Genomic DNA, 17798 nt, shown 5'->3' with positions numbered 1-17798 from the left:
GATCCGACTCTCGTCAGGCGCCCTGTTCCACCCATGTGGTGAGGCTGTGGCCGGCCTGTGAGTGAGGCCCGGGTCCGTTCCCGGCCGGGGCGGGCGCGGGCAGAGTGCCCGCCCCGGCGGCGGTGACCGGCGCGAACGCGGGCGGCAACGGATGTGCGGCCGCGGGCAGATGCACGGTGAAGACGGTCCGGCCGGGCGCGCTGTCCACGGTCACGGAGCCGCCGTGCGCGGTCGCCACGGCGTCCACGATGGCGAGGCCGAGACCGGTCGAGCCGGAGGCGCGGGAGCGGGAGGAGTCGCCGCGCGCGAACCGCTCGAACACGTGCGGCAGCAGCGCGGGCGGGATGCCCGGCCCGTCGTCCCGCACGTCCACGCACAGCCATGGTCCGGAGCGCCGCACGGCCGTCGTGACGGTGGTGCCGGGCGGGGTGTGGGTGCGGGCGTTGGCCAGCAGGTTGACCAGGACCTGCTGGAGCCGGGCGGCGTCGGCGGTCACCACGGCCGGCTCGTCGGGCAGCTCCAGCCGCCAGCGGTGGCCGGGACCGGCGGCGCGCGCGTCGCTGACGGTGTCCACGACCAGCGGCACGAGGTCGGTCTCCTCGAACTGCAGCGGCCGGCCCGCGTCGAGGCGGGCGAGCAGCAGCAGGTCCTCGACCAGCAGCGTCATCCGGCTCGCCTCGGACTCGATGCGGCCGAGTGCGTGCCGGGTGTCGGGGCCGACCTCTTCCCGGCCGCGCCGGGTGAGTTCGGCGTACCCGCGGATGGAGGCGAGCGGGGTGCGCAGTTCGTGGCTGGCGTCGGCGACGAACTGTCTGACCCGGGTCTCGCTCTCCTGCCGGGCGTGCAGCGCGCCGTGGACGTGGTCGAGCATGCGGTTGAGGGCCACGCCGACCTGGCCGACCTCGGTGTGCGGGTCGCACTCCCGCGCCGGCACCCGTTCGTCGAGGTTCACCTCGCCGGTGTGCAGGGGCAGTTCGGAGACGCGGGTGGCGGTTGCGGCGACCCTGCGCAGCGGGCGGGTGGCCACGCCGACCATGACGGTTCCGGCGATGCCCGCGGCGACCAGCGCGGCCGCCGTGACGCTGGCCTCGATGATCACCAGGGTGCCGAGGGTGCTGCTGACCTCCTCCGTGGGCACGGCGAGGTAGTAGCCGCGCGTGCCGTCGGCGCTCACCCGGAACTCGGCCCGGTACTCGCCGAGTCCGGGCAGCTCGACCGTGTGCGTCCGGCCGTCGCGCGGAACGGAGTCGAGCGCGGCCCGCTGGGTGCCGTCGAGGACGCTGGAGGTCATGCCGCTGAGGTCGGTGCTGTCGGGCGACAGCTCGCTGACCCTGGCGTCGGTGATGCCGCTCTCCCCGCGGACCAGGGCGATGACCGAGCCGCTGGGCTGGGGGCCGCGGGTGACGAACTCGGCCAGGTCGCTCTGCTGCTGCAGGGCGCCCTTGGGGCCGCGGTCGGCGGGCGGCTTGCCGAAGCCGGTGGCCCGCGCGGCGAACTCGTCGAGCTGCCCGTCGAGCTGCTCGTAGAGGTGGGACCGCAGGGCGAGCGTGGTGACCGTGCCGATCACCGCGCTGATCACGGCGATCAGCAGCAGTGAGGCGACGACGAGCCGGGTGCGCAGAGTGCGCGGCCGTCTGGTCCCGCGCCCCGCCGGACGGGGCAGCCGCCGTCCTCCGGCCGGACCGGAGCGCCGTCCGGCCGGGCCGGGCAGCCCGACGGTCATGAGGCGGCGGGCTTGATCAGGTAGCCGGCGCCGCGCCGGGTGTGGATCATCGGCTCGCGCCCGGCGTCGATCTTGCGCCGCAGGTAGGAGATGTACAGCTCGACGACGTTGGCCTGGCCGCCGAAGTCGTAGGACCAGACCCGGTCGAGGATCTGGGCCTTGCTGAGCACGCGCCGCGGGTTGCGCATGAGGAAGCGCAGCAGCTCGAACTCGGTGGCCGTGAGGTGGATACCGGTGCCGGCCCGGGTCACCTCGTGGCTGTCCTCGTCCAGGGTGAGGTCGCCGACGACGAGCACGGAGTCCGAGCGCCGGTCGGCGGCACCGGAACGGCGGATCAGCCCGCGCAGCCGGGCCACCACCTCCTCCAGCGAGAACGGTTTGGTGACGTAGTCGTCCCCGCCCGCGGTGAGTCCGGCGATACGGTCCTCCACCGCGTCCTTGGCGGTGAGGAACAGCACCGGGACGTCCGGCTGCTCCCGGCGCAGCCGGCCGAGCACGCTGAGCCCGTCCATGTCGGGCAGCATCATGTCCAGCACGACGGCGTCGGGCCGGAACTCGCGCGCCGTACGGACGGCGCCCTGGCCGTCCGCCGCGCTCCTGATCTGCCATCCCTCGTAGCGCAGGGCCATGGACAGCAGCTCGGTGATCGACTGCTCGTCGTCCACCACCAGCACGCGGACGGGGCTCCCGTCCGGCCTCAGCAGTTCGGTGCGCCCCTGGGGCGAGGTCGTGGTCATGCTGACCACGATGTCGGCGGCCGCTGAGAGGATTCTTTTCGGAACCTGTGATTCTCCTTAGAAGCTCACAGCGGGCTCTCAGGCACCTCGGGGGCCTCGGAGGGGGCCTCGGAGGGGCCTCGGAGGGGGGCCTCGCGCGGGGCGGCTCGGGGGCTTGGGCGGGGGGCTTGGGCGGGGGGCTTGGGCCCTCCGCAGGGTGCGGGCGCCGTGTCCGCGCCGTGTGCGGGCCGCCGCTCAGAACAGCCCGTCCTGCCGGTGCGCCGGATGTGTCCCGAACTCCCGTACCGGGAAGGTGAGTACCGCTCCTCCGGCGGCCGGGCGCAGCTCCCACCCCGTCATCAGGCGGGTGTCGAGGACCACCACACCGCGCCCGGTGGACAGGTGCAGGTCGGGTCCGGCGGCGGCGAGCAGCGTGCCGTCCAGCGCGCCGCCGGGGACCAGCTCGGTGATCTCGCCGGCCGGGGCGGCCGCCCGGGCGAGGCCGAACACCCGCACATGGTCCACGGGGCGGAACGGTTCGCGCGCGAGGGACTCCGGCCAGCCCGGCAGGGCCTGCGCGCGGGCGTGCAGTTGCCCGACCTCGACGGCCCGCTCGGCCTCGGTCGCCGGGAGGGCGGCCCGGACGGCCCGCTTGTCGGCGTACGGTACCCGGTCCGGCACGCGCAGTGCGGCCCGCAGCAGTTCCTCGGTCCGGCGGGCCGCCATGAGCGGGCCCGTGCCGAGCCAGCTGAAGCAGACCGCACCCTGCTCCAGCAGGCGGGCCGCACCGCGCTCCCGTGCGGTGATCCCGGCCTTCACCATGCCGGGGCCGAACCACGCCAGGTACACCCGGTACGGCCGGGGGTCGTCCGCGAGGGTGTCCGCGGCCACGGAGTGCGCCCGGTCCAGCCGCGCGCACTCCTCGCACCGCGCGCCCGTGCCGCGCGCGGCCACGCCGGCCCGCACGGGGCACGCGTGCCCCCGGGCCCCGGCACACTCGCGCCCGCCGTCCCGGCCGACCGCGAAGGCGATGCGCCCGCCCCGGCTCAGGGGGCTGCGGCGCCCGCCGTCCCACGCCAGCACGGGGCCGTCGGCCGCCCACCGCAGCCCCGTGCACCTCCAGGTCCGTCCCATCGCCCACGAGCGTAGAGGCCGCCGCCGACAACGCCCCGGCGGCGGCGGTGCGCCCCTGCACACGCCGTGGCCCTGCGCGGCCGGCTCGGGCCGGGTCCGTACGCGGGCCGGGTCCGTACGCCCCCTCGTCAGCCGGCCGGCGCGGTCAGGGCGCGGATGTCGCGGTACGGCGACAGGTTGCCGGCCGCGTCGTAGGTGGCGGCCCGGCACTCGCGGGTGCGTCCGTCGGCGGGAAGCGCGTCGCAGACGGAGGCGGTGGCGACGGTGGGGCGGGGGTCGAAGGACTGGTGCAGGACGACCGACCAGGTGCCGGTGCCCGCCTCGCGGCGCTCGATCCCGAGACCGGTGAAGTCGCGGAGGCGGGCCGGGGAGTGGTCGGTGGCCGTCGCCCGGACGCCGCCCGTGCAGGTGCCGAGCTTCTGGCTCACGGGGACCCTTCACACGGTTCACCGACGTGCGGGCGGCACGTACGGCAGCAAGACCCGTGAGAGAAGGGGAAGGTTGCCCCCGCGGCGGCGCGGGCCGCGGCGGGGGTCAGTTCGTGCCGATGCGGGCCAGCAGGTCGACGATACGGGCCTGCACCTCGCCGCTGGTGGAACGTTCGGCGAGGAAGAGGACCGTCTCGCCGGAGGCCAGCCGCGGCAGGTCGGCGGGGTCGACGGCGGCGGTGTACACCACCAGCGGGGTGCGGTTGAGGCGTCCGTTCGCCCGCAGCCAGTCGACGATGCCGGCCTGGCGGCGGTGCACCTGCATCAGGTCCATCACCACGAGGTTCGGATGGAACTGGCCCGCCAGGGCGACCGCGTCGGCGTCGCTCGCGGCCCGCGCCACCTGCATGCCGCGCCGCTCCAGCGTGGCCGTCAGCGCCAGCGCGATCTCGGCGTGCTCCTCGATCAGCAGCACCCGCGAGGGATGCTGCTCGCTGTCCCGGGGCGCCAGCGCCTTCAGCAGCACGGCGGGATCGGCGCCGTACGCCGCCTCGCGCGTCGCCTGCCCCAGCCCGGCGGTCACCATCACCGGCACCTCGGCGGCCACCGCCGCCTGTCGCAGCGACTGCAGCGCGGTGCGGGTGATCGGGCCGGTCAGCGGATCGACGAACAGCGCGGCCGGGAACGCCGCGATCTGCGCGTCGACCTCCTCCCGCGAGTGCACGACGACCGGCCGGTAGCCCCGGTCGCTCAGCGCCTGCTGCGTCGTCACGTCCGGCGCGGGCCACACCAGCAGCCGTCGCGGGTTGTCCAGCGGTTCCGGCGGGAGTTCGTCGTCCAGCGGCTGCGGGCGCGGGGTGTCCGCGACCTCCACCGCGCCGCCCGGACCGTCCAGCGGCTCCGGTCCCTCGGCGGCGTTCTCGTCCGGTGCGCCTATGGCGTACGACCGTCCCGCGCCCTCGGACGGCTGCCCGGCGGGGCGGGGCGGGGCGGCCGCCTGGACAGGCTGGGTGGGGGGAACGGGCTGCGCGGCGGGCTGCCCTGCCGTCGGCTGGTCGGCCGGCGGGTGCGGGCGGGCCGACTGTTCCGGGCGGGCCCCCGGGTCCGGTGGGGTGCCCAGCTTGCGGCGCCGCCCCGAGCCGCCCGGGTGGTGCGGGGCGGGGGTCGCCGTCGGGCCGGGCTGGGGGGCGGTCCGGGCGGACGGGGCGGGCGCGGGCGGGGGCTGGTGTGCGGCCGGGGGCTGGTGTGCGGCCGGGGGCTGGTGTGCGGCCGGCTGGTGGGCCTGCGGGGGTTGCTGCACCTGTTCCGCCTGCCGGGTGAACGGCACGCCCTGGCCCAGCGTGCGCACGCTGATGGCACGGCCCTGGGTGGAGTCGGGGTCGAAGGCCGCCGCTGCCGCGGAGGACTCCGCGGGGAGGGGCTGAGCGCCCCCGGTGGGCCAGGGGGGCGGTGTGGGAGTGCCGGCGGCGACGTCGGCGGGGGTTCCCGACGGGGTTCCGGTGGCGGCCGTCCCCGGCAGGGGGGTGCCCGGGGCCGGGGTGCCGGCGGCTGGCCGCGGCCCGGGGGCCGGGGTGCCCGCCGCGGGGGTGGCCTGCGCGGCAGGGGCCTCGGCGGGGAGAGGCGCGGCGGCCGGGAGCGGCTGGGCGGGGGCCGGCTGGGCCGCGGGGGCCCCGGTGGGCGGGGCGGCCGGGGCGACCGGGGTCCCGGGGGCGGGAGTGCCCGGTGCGGGGAGCGGCTGGGCCGCCGGAGGCAGAGGGGTGCCCTGGCCGGGGGTGGGGTGACCCGGCTGAGGTGCCGGGACGTGGCCCGGGACGCTCTGGGCGTCGTGTCCGGTGGGGCCCGCGGCCGGGGTGCTCTGCGGGGGCGGCACCGGTCCGGCGACGGCCCCGCCGGAGCCGCCCTGGGCAGATACGGCGGCCTGCCCCGCGGGGCTGCCGGGCCGGGCGGGCGTGCCCTCGGCGGCCGAAGGGGCCGCGGCCCGGCGGCGGCGCCCCGTGGGCGCGGTCGTGGGGTGCGGCTGGGGCGGGGTGTGGTCGTCGGCCTGGTCGTGCGGGACGGCGTCGTGGCGGCCCGGGTGGTCGTCGTCCGGCGCGGCCGCGCCCGGCAGCCCCCGCGCGGGCACCGGAACCGGCCCGGGGACCTGCCCCGGGACGGGTGCCGTCGGCGCGTGCCCCGCGACGGCGGGAGCCTGAGCCGCGGGGGCCGGGAGCGCGGGGGCCTGAGCCGCGGGGGCCGCGGGGGCCTGGCCGCTCTGCGCGTCCGTGGCGCCGGCGGGCCGGTCCGCGCCGACGGGCGGCAGCGCGAACACCGTACGGGGGGCCGCCTCCTGCGCGACGGCGCGTTCCTGCGCGGCGGCGAGGGCACGCCGGCGGCGGCCGGTGGGCTGCGGGGACCCGGCGAGTTCCAGGGCGGCCGCCTCGGACGGCCCCGGGGAGGGGGCCGCCGGCAGGGCGGGCGGCAGCGCGTGCTGCTCGGCGGAGTGGCGGGACCGGTGCCCGGCGGGCTGCGCGCTCCCGGCGGGTACGCCCTGCGGGGGCACGGTGCCGCCGAGACCGTTGCCGATGGCCGCGGTGCCCGCGGCGTGCTCGGCGGCGGTCATGACGGCGCCGTCGACGGGGGCGGCGTTCGCGACGAGGCCGTTCGCCGCGGGGGCGTTCGCCGCGGGGGCGTTCGCCGCGGGGGCGGCGTTCGCGGGGGCGGCGTTCGCGGGGGCGGTGTTCGCGGCGGGCTCCGCGGGACGGCCGCGGCGGCGGCCCGTACCGCCGGAGACCTCCGCCGCCTCGGCCGGAGCCTGCGGATTCGGGGACGCCTGCGGAGTCGGGGACGCCTGCGGGCTCGGCTGCGCCGCCTGATGGGGCAGGGGCTGCTGGTTCGGCTGCGGTGGTGCGCCCTCGGCGGCCGCGCGGCGGCGCCGCCGGCCGGTGGGAGCGCCCGCCTCGGCCTCGGCGCCGGGGCCCGCCTCGGGTCCGGCCGGCTCACCCTCGCCCGGGGTCCCGCTGTCCAGGAACGCGTCCACGGAGGCGCGCCGGGCCCGGCGCCGTCCGCCCGGGCCCTGCGGGGCCGCGGCCCGGGCGGGCGGCTGCTCCGCCTGCGGCGCCGGGGCGGCGACGGCACCCGCACCGCTGCCGATCGGCACCTCCAGGACGTAGGCGCTGCCGCTCATGCCGGGCACCTCGTGGGTCTGCAGGACGCCCCCGTGGGCGCGCACGATCCCGCGGACCACCGGCTCGTGCACCGGGTCTCCCCCGGGGTACGGTCCGCGCACCTCGATACGGACGACGTCGCCGCGCTGGGCGGCGGCCACGACGACCGTGTTGTCCAGGTAGCCGCCCGCGGAGACCGGCGTGTTGCCGGTGGCGTCGACCCCGGCCACGTCGGCGATCAGGTGCGCCAGCGCGGTGGCCAGCAGGGCCGGGTCGGCCTCGGCCTCGATGGGCGGCGCGTGCACCGCGAACTGCACCCGGCCCGGACCGATCAGCTCGACCGCGCCGTCGACGCCGGAGGCCACGACCGAGTCGAGCATCACCTTCGTACGGGAGATCCCGCCGCCGGCGGCGTCGAGGCGCTGGTAGCCGAGGACGTTGTCGATGAGGGTGGTGATGCGGGAGTAGCCCGCCGACAGGTGGTGGAGGACCTGGTTGGCCTCGGGCCACAGCTGCCCGGCGTCGTCGGCGGCGAGCGCGGCGAGCTCGTGGCGGAGCTGGTCCAGCGGGCCGCGCAGCGACTGCCCGAGCAGGGTCAGCAGCTGTTCGTGCCGGGCGGCGAGCGCCTCGTGGCGGTCCTTCTCGCGCTCGGCGAGAGCGGCGTAGCGGTCCTCGCCGGCCGCCAGTTCCTCCCGGTGTGCCTCGCGCAGTTCCTCCAGCTCGGTGACGTGCTGCTGGCGCAGCGCGGTCAGGTCGGAGGCGTGCTCCTCGGACAGCCGCTCCAGTTCGGCGGCGTGGGCCTGGTCGGCGGCGGCCTTCTCCTCGGCGAGGAGGTCGTAGGGGCGGCGGTCGGTGAAGGTCATCACCGCGCCGACGAGCTGGTCGCCGTCGCGCACGGGCGCGGTCGTCAGATCGACCGAGACCTTCTCCTCCGACTTGGACCACAGCACCTGGCCGCGCACGCGGTGCTTGCGCCCGGAGCGCAGGGTGTCGGCCAGCGGGGACTCGTCGTACGGGAACGGGGAGCCGTCCCCGCGCGAGTGCAGGACGAGGGTGTGCAGCTCCTTGCCGCCGAGGTCGCTGGCCCGGAAGCCGAGGATCTGCGCGGCCGCCGGGTTGACCAGCACGATCCGCCCGTCGGTGTCGGTGCCGACGACCCCCTCGGAGGCGGCGCGCAGGATCATCTCGGTCTGCCGCTGCGAGCGCGCCAGCTCGGCCTCGGTGTCGATGGTGCCGGTCAGGTCGCGGACGACGAGCATCAGCAGCTCGTCGGCGGCGTAGCCGTAGCCGTCGTAGGCCTGCTGGCCGTTCTCCAGGTTCGCGCTGGTGACCTCGACCGGGAACTCGGAGCCGTCGGTGCGGCGCGCCACCATGCGGGTGGGCCGGGTGCGGGCGCGCGGGTCGACGTGGTCGGGGCGGCGCATGGAGCCGGGGATCAGCTTGGAGTCGAACTCCGGGAGGAGATCGAGCAGCCCGCGCCCGACGAGCGCCGTACCCGGCGCCTCGAACGCCTCCAGCGCGATGGTGTTCGCGTTGACGACGGTCCCGTTCGCGTTGACCAGGACCAACGCGTCGGGCAGGGCGTCGAGTATGGCTGCGAGGCGAGCAGCGCCCCGGGATGGCCTGCTGCTCACGAGACGCTTCCTCCCTGTCACCGCACCTTGCCGACCGCTCGGGCCATCTTGCCAACCGGCCCGCGGTGTGTCACGCGAGGGAGTCTAAGGGCTGCGGTTGCGCTCGCGACGCCCGATGCGAGAGACGTCGCACTCCCCGGCGAACCGCGGGTACGGCGCCGTCACCGGCCCCGCACGGGACCTCCACGGGGAGGCGTGCACCGGGTCGGGGTGCCGCCCGTGCGGGCGGGCCGGGAGCGGACGGGTCAGAAGCGGGCGGCCGGCAGAAGCGGGACGAAGCGGTCCCACCGCTCGATCTCGCAGCCGTTGCTGCGGTCGAACCGCGCATCGACCGGCCGGCCCGCCCAGACCCCCGTGACGTGGGCGGTGGCGGGTCCGCCGTACCGCATGGTGCAGATGCTGTCGCCGGGCACGGGCGCGAAGGGGTCCCTCCCCCACCGTGTGGTGCGGTCCACCGCCCGGCAGGCGGCCCCGGGGTCGGGGTGACGGCCGCCGTCGGGCCGGCAGTGCACCTCGTACGTCCCGTCCGCACCGCCGCCGGCCTCGCGCACGGTGACGGTGAGGTGGTCGCCGGCCCCCTCCCGGAGCGCGACCGGCGGCGGCTTCGGAGCCGGCACGACGAAGGCGCCGGCGGGGGCGGGCGCGGAGGCGGCAGACACGGAAGCGGCAGACACGGAAGCGGCAGGCGCGGAAGCGGCAGGCGCGGAAGCGGCAGGCGCGGAAGCGGCAGGCGCGGCAGGGACGACCACGGGGGTTGCGGAGACCATGGAGACCACGGAGACCGCGGGTGCGGTGGGGGCGACCGCGGAGGCCGCGGGCGTTCCGGCGGCGAGCGAGGCGACCCCGGCGAGCGCCGCCCCCGCGGCGGCGGCGACCCGCCGCACGGCCCGCGCGGACGGACGGAGAGCCCCGGGGGCCACGCGGGCGGCGACGGCCCCCTTCACGCGGCGCGGATCGGGCGCGGAGTCCCCGCGACACGGGGACGAGGACGGGGAGAGGTGCGACATGCCCTGCCCAACGCGCCGCGGCCCCGGACGTTGCGCCCGCCCGGCGCGCCCCTGACCGGGCCCGAGCCGGCCGCGCCGACCGGGAAGCCCTTTGCCCTGCGCCCCGCCCGCCTAGTACCGTGGGTGCCGATTGGTGGCACGACGCTCGCCTGTGTCATCATCTGCACGCACCATTCGCGCTCGCGCGGACGGTTGTGCTGGAGGCGTCGCCTAGTCCGGTCTATGGCGCCGCACTGCTAATGCGGTTTGGGGCTTACCCCCCATCGAGGGTTCAAATCCCTCCGCCTCCGCACTCTCCTCAGGGAGTTCAGCCCGCGGCTGGACTCCCTGAGCCGCTTCCGGCCTCCCGTCCGCCGTCACCGGGCACCTCGGCCGCAGGGCCACCCCGGCAGCGGGGCCGGCCGCAGCAGCAGTCCCGGAAGCCTCGGCACCCCGACCCGCGACGGGCAGCCTGCCTCCCCCCGGACCGTCTGCCCACGACCGCCCGCGGCCCGGGTCACGACCGCCCGCCCACCGCCTCACCCACCGTCGCCCGGCGGCCCGCGACACACCCCCCGGATTGGACGTTTCCGCAGCTCAGGCCGGGTACACCTAATGGATTTCACATGTCGGCGGCAGTCATGTAATGTTCTTCCTGTCGCCGCGAGCGGGCCGAAAGGACCGGGAGCGGAGACAGAAAACAGAACAAGCACTCGTAGCTTAACGGATAGAGCATCTGACTACGGATCAGAAGGTTGCAGGTTCGAATCCTGCCGAGTGCACAGCATGCCAGGGGCCCTGTGGAGTGATCCACAGGGCCCCTGGCTTTTGGCTTGACGGCTGTCTTTGACGGCAACGGCTGTGCAAGCAGGGCGAGGGCGAGGGCGTCAGCCTGCGGTGCGGACGGCCGCTGCGCCGCCGTCATCGTCACCTGTGTTGCCGTCACCCCTCGGCGCCTTTCCGGCCTCGTCCTTCCGCGATGCCTCGCTGTCCGACGCGCAGAAGGGCACCGGCCGTGCGCGGATCGGCGGGCGTCAGTCGGCGCCGCAGGCCGTGCGCGAGGGCGGTCGGCGGTCCATGAACCGGCCGTCGTCCGGCAGGCCGGCAGGCGGCCGCGAAGGCTCCGGCAAGGGCGAGACGGAACCGCGGTCTTGGCGCGGTCCAGTGCCCGGAGCCCCCTGGCCCGGAGGGATCGCCGTTCGTATCCCCGCACGACGGATGGGGGCCCTACGCAGCGCATCGCGGTGCAGCATCCGGCCGTCGGACTCTCTCCGTCAGAGGGGAGTCCGGCGGCCGGCAGTCCGGAGTCCTCGTCGGCGGAGGCGGACGGGCCCCCGGGAGGGGCGTGCGGCCTGTGCCGCAGGCCCGTGGCGGCGACGCCGTGCCGCGGCCGCTGCGCACCTCGGTGTGCGGGCGCGCGGCGGCCCCGGAGCGGACCGGGCGGGTAGCGGATGCGGGTCAGGTGAGGTTCGTGACGTCCAGGGAGCCGTCGGCGTACCGGCGGCGGATGACCTTCTTGTCGAACTTGCCGACGGAGGTCTTGGGGACGGCCTCGATGAGCGTCCAGCGCTCGGGGAGCTGCCACTTGGCGACGCCGCGCTGGTCGGCGAGGAAGGTGCGCAGGGACTCGAAGTCGGCGGTGGCGCCCTCCTTGAGGACGACCGTGGCCAGGGGGCGCTCGCCCCACCGGTCGTCGGGGACCGCGACGACCGCGGCCTCGGCGACCTCGGGGTGGGCCATGAGGGCGTTCTCCAGCTCGACGGAGGAGATCCACTCGCCGCCGGACTTGATGACGTCCTTGGCGCGGTCGGTGAGAGTGAGGAAGCCGTCGGGGGAGATGGTGCCGACGTCGCCGGTCTTCAGCCAGCCGTCCTCGCTGAACTTGTCGGCGGGACGCAGGGGTTCGGCGTCGGGGCCGTTGTAGTAGGCGCCGGCGATCCACGGGCCGCGGACCTCCAGTTCGCCCGCGGCCTCGCCGTCCCAGGGCAGCCGTTCGCCGCCGGGGCCGGTGAGGCGGGCCTCGACGCTCGCCGGGAAGCGGCCCTGGGTGAGGCGGTAGCCGAACTCGTCCTCGGTGCCGACCGCGTGGGCGGGCGGCCGGGCCACGGTGCCCAGCGGGGAGGTCTCCGTCATGCCCCAGGCGTGGCAGACCCGCATGCCGAGCCTGTCGAAGGCCTCCATCAGGGCGGGCGGGCAGGCCGAGCCGCCGATGGTGACCTGGCCGAGGTGGCCGACCTCGCGCGGCCGGGCGGTCAGTTCCGCGAGCAGGCCCTGCCAGATGGTGGGGACGGCCGCGGCGTGGGTCGGCTTCTCCGTCTCGATCATCTCCGCCAGCGGGGCCGGCTGCAGGAAGCGGTCCGGCATGAGCAGGTTGACGCCGGTCATGAACGTGGCGTGCGGCAGCCCCCAGGCGTTGACGTGGAACTGCGGGACCACCACCAGGGAGGTGTCCTGGTCGGTCAGGCCCATCGACTGGGTCATGTTGACCTGCATGGAGTGCAGGTAGATCGAGCGGTGGCTGTACACCACGCCCTTGGGGTCGCCGGTCGTGCCGGAGGTGTAGCACATGGCGGCGGCCTGGCGCTCGTCCAGCTCCGGCCAGTCGTAGGAGACCGGCTTGCCGGCGATCAGGTCCTCGTACTCGTGCACCCGCACCTGTGCCCCCTCCAGCAGGGAGCGGTCGCCCGGACCCGAGACCACCACGTGCTCGACCGGCTTCAGGTGCGGCAGCAGCGGCGCCAGCAGCGGCAGCAGGGAGCCGTCGACCAGCACGACCCGGTCGGCGGCGTGGTTGACGATCCAGGCCAGCTGCTCGGCGGGCAGCCGCAGGTTGAGGGTGTGCAGCACGGCGCCCATGCAGGGGATGGCGAAGTACGCCTCGACGTGCTCGGCGTTGTTCCACATCAGGGTCGCGACCCGCTCGTCGCCCTCGACCCCCAGATCCTCGCGGAGGGCGTGCGCCAGCTGCGCCGCGCGGGCGCCGATCTCCGCGAAGCTGCGGCGGTGCGGTTCCGCCTCACCGGTCCAGGTGGTCACCTGTGAGGTGCCGTGGACCGTGGATCCATGGGCCAGGATCCTGGAGATCAGCAGCGGTACGTCCTGCATCGTGCTCAGCACGGCGTCCTCCCGGGGGCGACATTGCCTACGCGGCGGTACGGGTTGCGCTGATTCTGCTCACATACCGCGCGGTATGTCACTAGGGAGAGATGATCGATCAGGTGACATCGGGCACGCGGAGCCGGTGACACCCGGCACCTCGGCACGCCGTCAGGCCATGTCAGCGTACGAAGCCCAGCTCCGGATCCTCGCGCAGTTTGCCCAGCGCCCGCGAGACCGCCGACTTCACCGTGCCCACCGAGACCCCCAGCACCTGGGCGGTCTGGGCCTCGCTGAGATCCTCGTAGTACCGCAGCACGACCATCGCCCGCTGGCGGTCCGGCAGCTTCGTCACCGCCCGCCACATCGCGTCGTGCAGCGCCTGCCGCTCGGCGGTGTCGGCCTCGGCGGACAGCGGCTCCGGCTCGGGCAGCTCGTCGCAGGAGAACTCGTCCACCCTGCGCTTGCGCCACTGCGAGGTGCGGGTGTTCACCAGCGCCCGGCGGACGTAGCCGTCCAGCGCGCGGTGGTCCTCGATCCGCTCCCACGCGACGTACGTCTTCGCCAGCGCGGTCTGCAGCAGGTCCTCGGCGTCGCACGGGTTCGCCGTCAGCGACCGGGCGGTGCGCAGCAGCACGGGGCGGCGTGCCATGACGTACGAGGAGAAGGACGGGTAGGCCGCGTACGGCAGCGCCCGCCTCGCCGGTCGGGCGGTGTCCGCGGCGCTGGTGCAGACGAGTGTGGTCATGGGCTCCACGCTAGGAGCGGAGCCGGGCGCGCGGATCGCCCGCAGGTCGCGAAGCGTGGTCCCCCTCAGGTTGTAGGGGCGGGGCGGGCCGGACCTCCTGTAGGTGGAGCGGACGCCAGAGGGTATCCGGGGTCGCCTCGGGGTGAAGCAGGGGTGGAGTGGGGGTGGCCCGTGCCCCTGGGAGGGCCCCACCCGTCCGGTGCGCGGCGCGCCCCGGAGCCCTGCGGCGGTACCGCCAGGGCATGTGGCCCCCTACAGGTGTCCGCCGGTACGGCCGGGGCACGCGGCCCGCCTCAGGTGTCCGCCGCCAGCACCAGCCCCGACGTCGGCACCCCCGTGCCCGCGGTGACCAGGACCCGCTCGGCACCGGCCACCTGGTTCACCGCGGTGCCGCGCACCTGGCGGACGCCTTCCGCGATGCCGTTCATACCGTGCAGGTACGCCTCGCCGAGCTGGCCCCCGTGCGTGTTCAGCGGCAACCGCTCCTCGGCGACGTACGCGGCGCCCTCGCCGGGCCCGCAGAAGCCGTACGCCTCCAGCTGCATGAGGACGTACGGGCTGAAGTGGTCGTAGAGGATGCCGACGTCCACGGCGTCCGGCCCGTGCCCGGCGGCGCGCCACAGCTGCCGGGCGACGACCCGCGCCTCCTCGGACACGGCGGGGTCGCCCCGGTGGAAGCCGGTCATCTGCTCCTGCCCCCGGCCGGCCCCCTGCGCCGAGGCGGCGATCACGGCCGGCGGGCGGGGCAGGTCACGGGCGCGCTCCAGGGACGTGACCACCAGGGCCTGGCCGCCGTCCGTCTCCTGGCAGCAGTCGAGGAGCCGCAGCGGCTCGGCGATCCAGCGGGACGCGGCGTGGTCGGCCAGGGTGATGGGGCGGCCGTGGAAGTGCGCGGCCGGGTTGACGGCCGCGTGACGGCGGGCCGTGACGGCCACGTGGCCGAGCACGTCGGGGGTGAGCCCGTGCACATGCAGGTAGCGCCGTGCCGCCATCGCCGCCCAGGACGCCGGGGTGAGCAGCCCGGACGGCATCACCCAGCCGAGTGCCACCCCCTCCGCGGTCGGCTCGCGGTGCCGGACACCGGAACCGAAGCGGCGCCCCGAACGTTCGTTGAAGGCGCGGTAGCAGACCACCACCTCCGCCGCGCCCGACGCGACCGCGAGCGCCGCCTGCTGCACCGTCGCGCAGGCCGCGCCACCGCCGTAGTGGACCCGGGAGAAGAAGGACAGCTCGCCGATACCGCAGGCCTGGGCCACGGTGATCTCGGGGCTGGTGTCCATGGTGAAGGTGACCATGCCGTCCACGTCGGCGGGCGTGAGCCCCGCGTCGGCGAGCGCGGCCCGCACCGCCTCGGCGGCCAGCCGCAGCTCGCTGCGCCCGGAGTCCTTGGAGAAGTCCGTGGCGCCCGTCCCGGCGATCGCGGCGGTCCGGCCGACGGGGACGGCGGAGGGGACGAGGGCGGTCGACGTCCCGTGCGGCGGACCGCTCACCAGGTCACCTCCACCGTGGCCGTGACGTGCCGGCCGTGCGCGTTGTCGCCGGTCACGCGGATCACGGCCCGGCCGCCGTCGCTCTCCTCGACCGTGCCGGACAGCAGCAGGGTGTCGCCGGGATGGTTCGGGGCGCCGAGGCGCAGGGCGAGAGCGCGCAGCACGGAGGTGGGGCCGAGGTGGTCGGTGACGTAGCGGCCGACCAGGCCGTTCGTGGTCAGGATGTTCATGAAGACGTCCGGGGCGCCGCCGCGCCGGGCCGCCTCCGGGTCGTGATGGACGTCCTGGTAGTCGCGTGAGGCGATCGCCCCGGCGACGATGAGCGTGCGGGTCACCTCGATCTCCAGCGGCGCCAGCCGGTCCCCGGCCCGCACCCCCCGCGGACGGCGCCCGGCGCGGGGCCCGTCCGCGTCCCCCTCCGCACGCCGCCCGGTCGTGGCCTCCTGGCCGAGGGGTCCGTCGGCGTCCCCCTCGGCGCGGCGGCCGTCCGCGTCCCCGTCCACAGCCCCGTCCGCACGGCGCTCGTCCGCGTCCCCCTCCGCACGGCGGCCATCCGCTGCCCCGTCCGCACGCCGCCCGGTCGTGGCCTGCTGGCCGAGGGGTCCCGCCGCGTCCCCCTCGGCGCGGCCGCCGTCCGCGTCCCCGTCCACAGCCCCGTTCACACGGCGCTCGTCCGCGTCCCCCTCCGCACGGCGGCCGTCCGCAGCCCCGTCCGCACGCCGCCTGGTTGTGGCCTCCTGGCCGAGGGGTCCCGCCGCGTCCCCCTCGGCGCGGCGGCCGGCGGCGACCCCGTCGGCACGGCGCCCGGTCGTGGCCTGCTGGCCGAGGGGTCCGTCCGCCGACGGCCCGTCGTGCTCGCGCCCGCTCCGCCCCGCGCTCACGCTGCCGCCTCCCCGGCCCGGAACACGGGCACGGTGAGCTCCTCGTCGCAGCGCAGGAACTCCAGCCGTACCGGCATGCCGACGCGGACCTTGTCGTACGGCACTCCGACCACGTTCGCGACGATCCGCACACCCTCGGCCAGTTCGATCAGGCCGACCGTGTACGGCGCCGGCCTCCCGTCGGGGCCGGTCTCGGTGAAGGCGGGGAAGGGCGGATGGTGCATCACGACGTACGAGAAGACGGTGCCGCGGCCGCCCGCCCGGACCGTGTCCCAGTCGGGCGAGCCGCAGTCCGGACAGCCCGGCAGCCAGGGGAGGCGGAGCCTGCGGCACCGCGCGCACCGCTGGACGAGCAGTTCGTGCCGGTCGACGCCCTGCCAGTACCCGGCGTTGTCGCGGTTGGCGACCGGGCGGGGCCGGCGTTCGCGCGGGGCGGGGCGGCGGCGGGCCGGGGCGTACTTCAGGACGCGCAGGCGGTGGATGCCGGCGAGGTGTCCGTCCACGCGGACGTCGGTCCGGGTGGTGACGAACCAGCCCCGCCCCAGGCGCGTCGACTTGGGCCCTGCGACGGACTCGACGACCGTGTCGAAGGTGACGGCGTCCCCGACGCGCAGCGGACGCAGGTACTCCTGCGCGCAGTCGGTGGCGACGACGGCGGTGCAGCCGGCCGCGTCGAGCAGGGCGAGCAGGTCCCGGTAGGCGTCGGTGCGCCGGTCGTGGCCGCTGAGGCCGCCCATCGTCCACACCTGGAGCATCGCGGGCGGGGCGACGGCGTCCGGTCCGATGTAGGCGGGGTGGGTGTCGTCGAGGGCCTCGCACCAGTGGCGGATCATGGCCGCGTTCACGGCGTCCTTGCCGGCCGTCACGGTCATGGCGGGCAGACCCTCGTACGACGCGAGCCGCGCGGCCAGGTCGTCGTCGGCCACGGAATCCTCCTGCCGGGGAAGGGAGCGGGTCGGACCGGACATCTTTCTGACTGTCCGTCAGATCTGATGTGCCGTCAAGGCCGCGGCGCGGCAAGGCGTCCGCGCGCACGAGGCCCCGGGCCGACATCGCCGCTGCCGTGCTCCCGTACGGCGGCCGGCCTGCCGACGGGCGCCGCACGCAGCGCGCTCCCGTACCGGCGGCCGGTCCGCCGGCAGCCGCCACCGCGCCGCACGGGGCCTGGACCGGGGCCCGCCTGGACCACACCCGCACGAGCCGGGCCACTTGTGCACGACCCGGGTGCCGCACGTGCACGACCCCGGGCCGCGTCTGCACGGCTCCGGGCCGCGTCTGCGCGACCCGGGTCGGACCGGCACGACGCGGGCCGCGCCCGCGCACCCCTGGACCGGCTCCGCTCCGCACCGCACGCGACCGCGCGGCGGCGCCGGAAGCACCGCCGCGCGGTCGGGTCACACCCCACGGAGAGCACGCCACGAGGGAGTCGGCGGTGGCGCGCGAGGCGCGGGCGCCGCCCCCTCTCAGGTCACCACCACATCGGGGGGAAGGTGACGGCCACGTTCTCGTTGCCCTGGTTGACGGCGGTGAAGGCCGAGCCGTCGACCTGTGCGGTGTTGGACTGGTTCGAGGCGCCGGAGCCGACCGCCTGCTGCTGCGTGGTGGACGAGTTGCCGCTGTTGTTGCCGCCGACACCGCTGCCGACGATGCCCTGGAACCCGTTGCTCACCGCCGCGCTGGATCCGTTGTCCGCGAAGGCGCCGTTGTCCGCCGCCGCGACACCGCCGAAGAGGGCGGCCGCGAGCGGCAGGGCGGAGACGGCGGCGATGACGCGGGCGGTACGGATGCTTGCCATGTGTCTGTTCCTCCAGAAGCAGGT

The 17798-nt window shown here is 76.1% G+C and carries 12 protein-coding genes and 2 tRNA genes; 2 read left to right on the top strand and 12 right to left on the bottom strand.

Annotation, left to right across the window (positions count from 1 at the left end):
* Nucleotides 1-13 precede the first annotated feature (13 nt).
* The 6 genes from AC5K6T_RS23745 to AC5K6T_RS23720 form a co-directional block, all read right to left on the bottom strand.
* Nucleotides 14-1723, bottom strand: coding sequence for a sensor histidine kinase (locus tag AC5K6T_RS23745; protein ID WP_493211985.1), 1710 nt, complete (start codon nucleotides 1721-1723; stop codon nucleotides 14-16).
* Nucleotides 1720-2460, bottom strand: a complete 741-nt coding sequence (locus AC5K6T_RS23740) for a response regulator transcription factor (RefSeq protein ID WP_493211983.1) — start codon at nucleotides 2458-2460, stop codon at nucleotides 1720-1722. The genes AC5K6T_RS23745 and AC5K6T_RS23740 overlap by 4 nt, the downstream gene beginning before the upstream one ends.
* Nucleotides 2461-2694: 234 nt before the next feature.
* Nucleotides 2695-3573: a DUF2797 domain-containing protein gene (locus tag AC5K6T_RS23735; RefSeq protein WP_493211982.1), complete on the bottom strand. Its 879-nt coding sequence runs from the start codon at nucleotides 3571-3573 to the stop codon at nucleotides 2695-2697.
* A 128-nt stretch (nucleotides 3574-3701) separates the two neighbouring features.
* Entirely contained in the window at nucleotides 3702-4001 is a 300-nt protein-coding gene (locus AC5K6T_RS23730) for a fibronectin type III domain-containing protein (RefSeq protein ID WP_493211980.1), read from the bottom strand.
* A 106-nt stretch (nucleotides 4002-4107) separates the two neighbouring features.
* Nucleotides 4108-8778, bottom strand: coding sequence for a PAS domain-containing protein (locus AC5K6T_RS23725; protein WP_493211978.1), 4671 nt, complete (start codon nucleotides 8776-8778; stop codon nucleotides 4108-4110).
* 245 nt (nucleotides 8779-9023) lie between these two features.
* Nucleotides 9024-9437 carry an SSI family serine proteinase inhibitor gene (locus tag AC5K6T_RS23720; RefSeq protein ID WP_493211976.1) on the bottom strand — a complete coding sequence of 138 codons (414 nt, stop codon included), beginning with the start codon at nucleotides 9435-9437 and terminating at the stop codon, nucleotides 9024-9026.
* Between the two features lie 547 nt (nucleotides 9438-9984).
* Here AC5K6T_RS23720 and AC5K6T_RS23715 point away from each other — a divergent pair.
* Both AC5K6T_RS23715 and AC5K6T_RS23710 read left to right on the top strand, forming a co-directional pair.
* Nucleotides 9985-10075: transfer RNA gene (locus AC5K6T_RS23715), tRNA-Ser, on the top strand.
* 398 nt (nucleotides 10076-10473) lie between these two features.
* Nucleotides 10474-10546: transfer RNA gene (locus tag AC5K6T_RS23710), tRNA-Arg, on the top strand.
* A gap of 676 nt (nucleotides 10547-11222) precedes the next feature.
* Here AC5K6T_RS23710 and AC5K6T_RS23705 read toward each other — a convergent pair.
* The 6 genes from AC5K6T_RS23705 to AC5K6T_RS23680 form a co-directional block, all read right to left on the bottom strand.
* Nucleotides 11223-12869: a long-chain fatty acid--CoA ligase gene (locus AC5K6T_RS23705; RefSeq protein ID WP_493212205.1), complete on the bottom strand. Its 1647-nt coding sequence runs from the start codon at nucleotides 12867-12869 to the stop codon at nucleotides 11223-11225.
* Nucleotides 12870-13041: 172 nt separating this feature from the next.
* A complete protein-coding gene (locus AC5K6T_RS23700) occupies nucleotides 13042-13608 on the bottom strand; it encodes a SigE family RNA polymerase sigma factor (RefSeq protein ID WP_493211975.1) in 567 nt (188 codons plus the stop codon).
* Nucleotides 13609-13901: 293 nt separating this feature from the next.
* Nucleotides 13902-15098 (bottom strand): lipid-transfer protein, encoded by a 1197-nt coding sequence (locus AC5K6T_RS23695; protein ID WP_493211973.1) that lies wholly within the window; start codon nucleotides 15096-15098, stop codon nucleotides 13902-13904.
* Nucleotides 15095-15472 (bottom strand): MaoC/PaaZ C-terminal domain-containing protein, encoded by a 378-nt coding sequence (locus AC5K6T_RS23690; RefSeq protein WP_493212204.1) that lies wholly within the window; start codon nucleotides 15470-15472, stop codon nucleotides 15095-15097. Before AC5K6T_RS23690 ends, AC5K6T_RS23695 begins: the two co-directional genes overlap by 4 nt.
* A 503-nt stretch (nucleotides 15473-15975) precedes the next feature.
* Nucleotides 15976-16947: a bifunctional MaoC family dehydratase N-terminal/OB-fold nucleic acid binding domain-containing protein gene (locus AC5K6T_RS23685; protein ID WP_493211972.1), complete on the bottom strand. Its 972-nt coding sequence runs from the start codon at nucleotides 16945-16947 to the stop codon at nucleotides 15976-15978.
* Nucleotides 16948-17447: 500 nt separating this feature from the next.
* Nucleotides 17448-17774 carry a hypothetical protein gene (locus AC5K6T_RS23680; RefSeq protein WP_493211970.1) on the bottom strand — a complete coding sequence of 109 codons (327 nt, stop codon included), beginning with the start codon at nucleotides 17772-17774 and terminating at the stop codon, nucleotides 17448-17450.
* Nucleotides 17775-17798: the final 24 nt, after the last annotated feature.

Source organism: Streptomyces sp. B8-7 (assembly GCF_058833805.1).
Note: the sequence above shows the minus strand (reverse complement) of the source record. Positions and strands in the feature narration are given on the sequence as shown.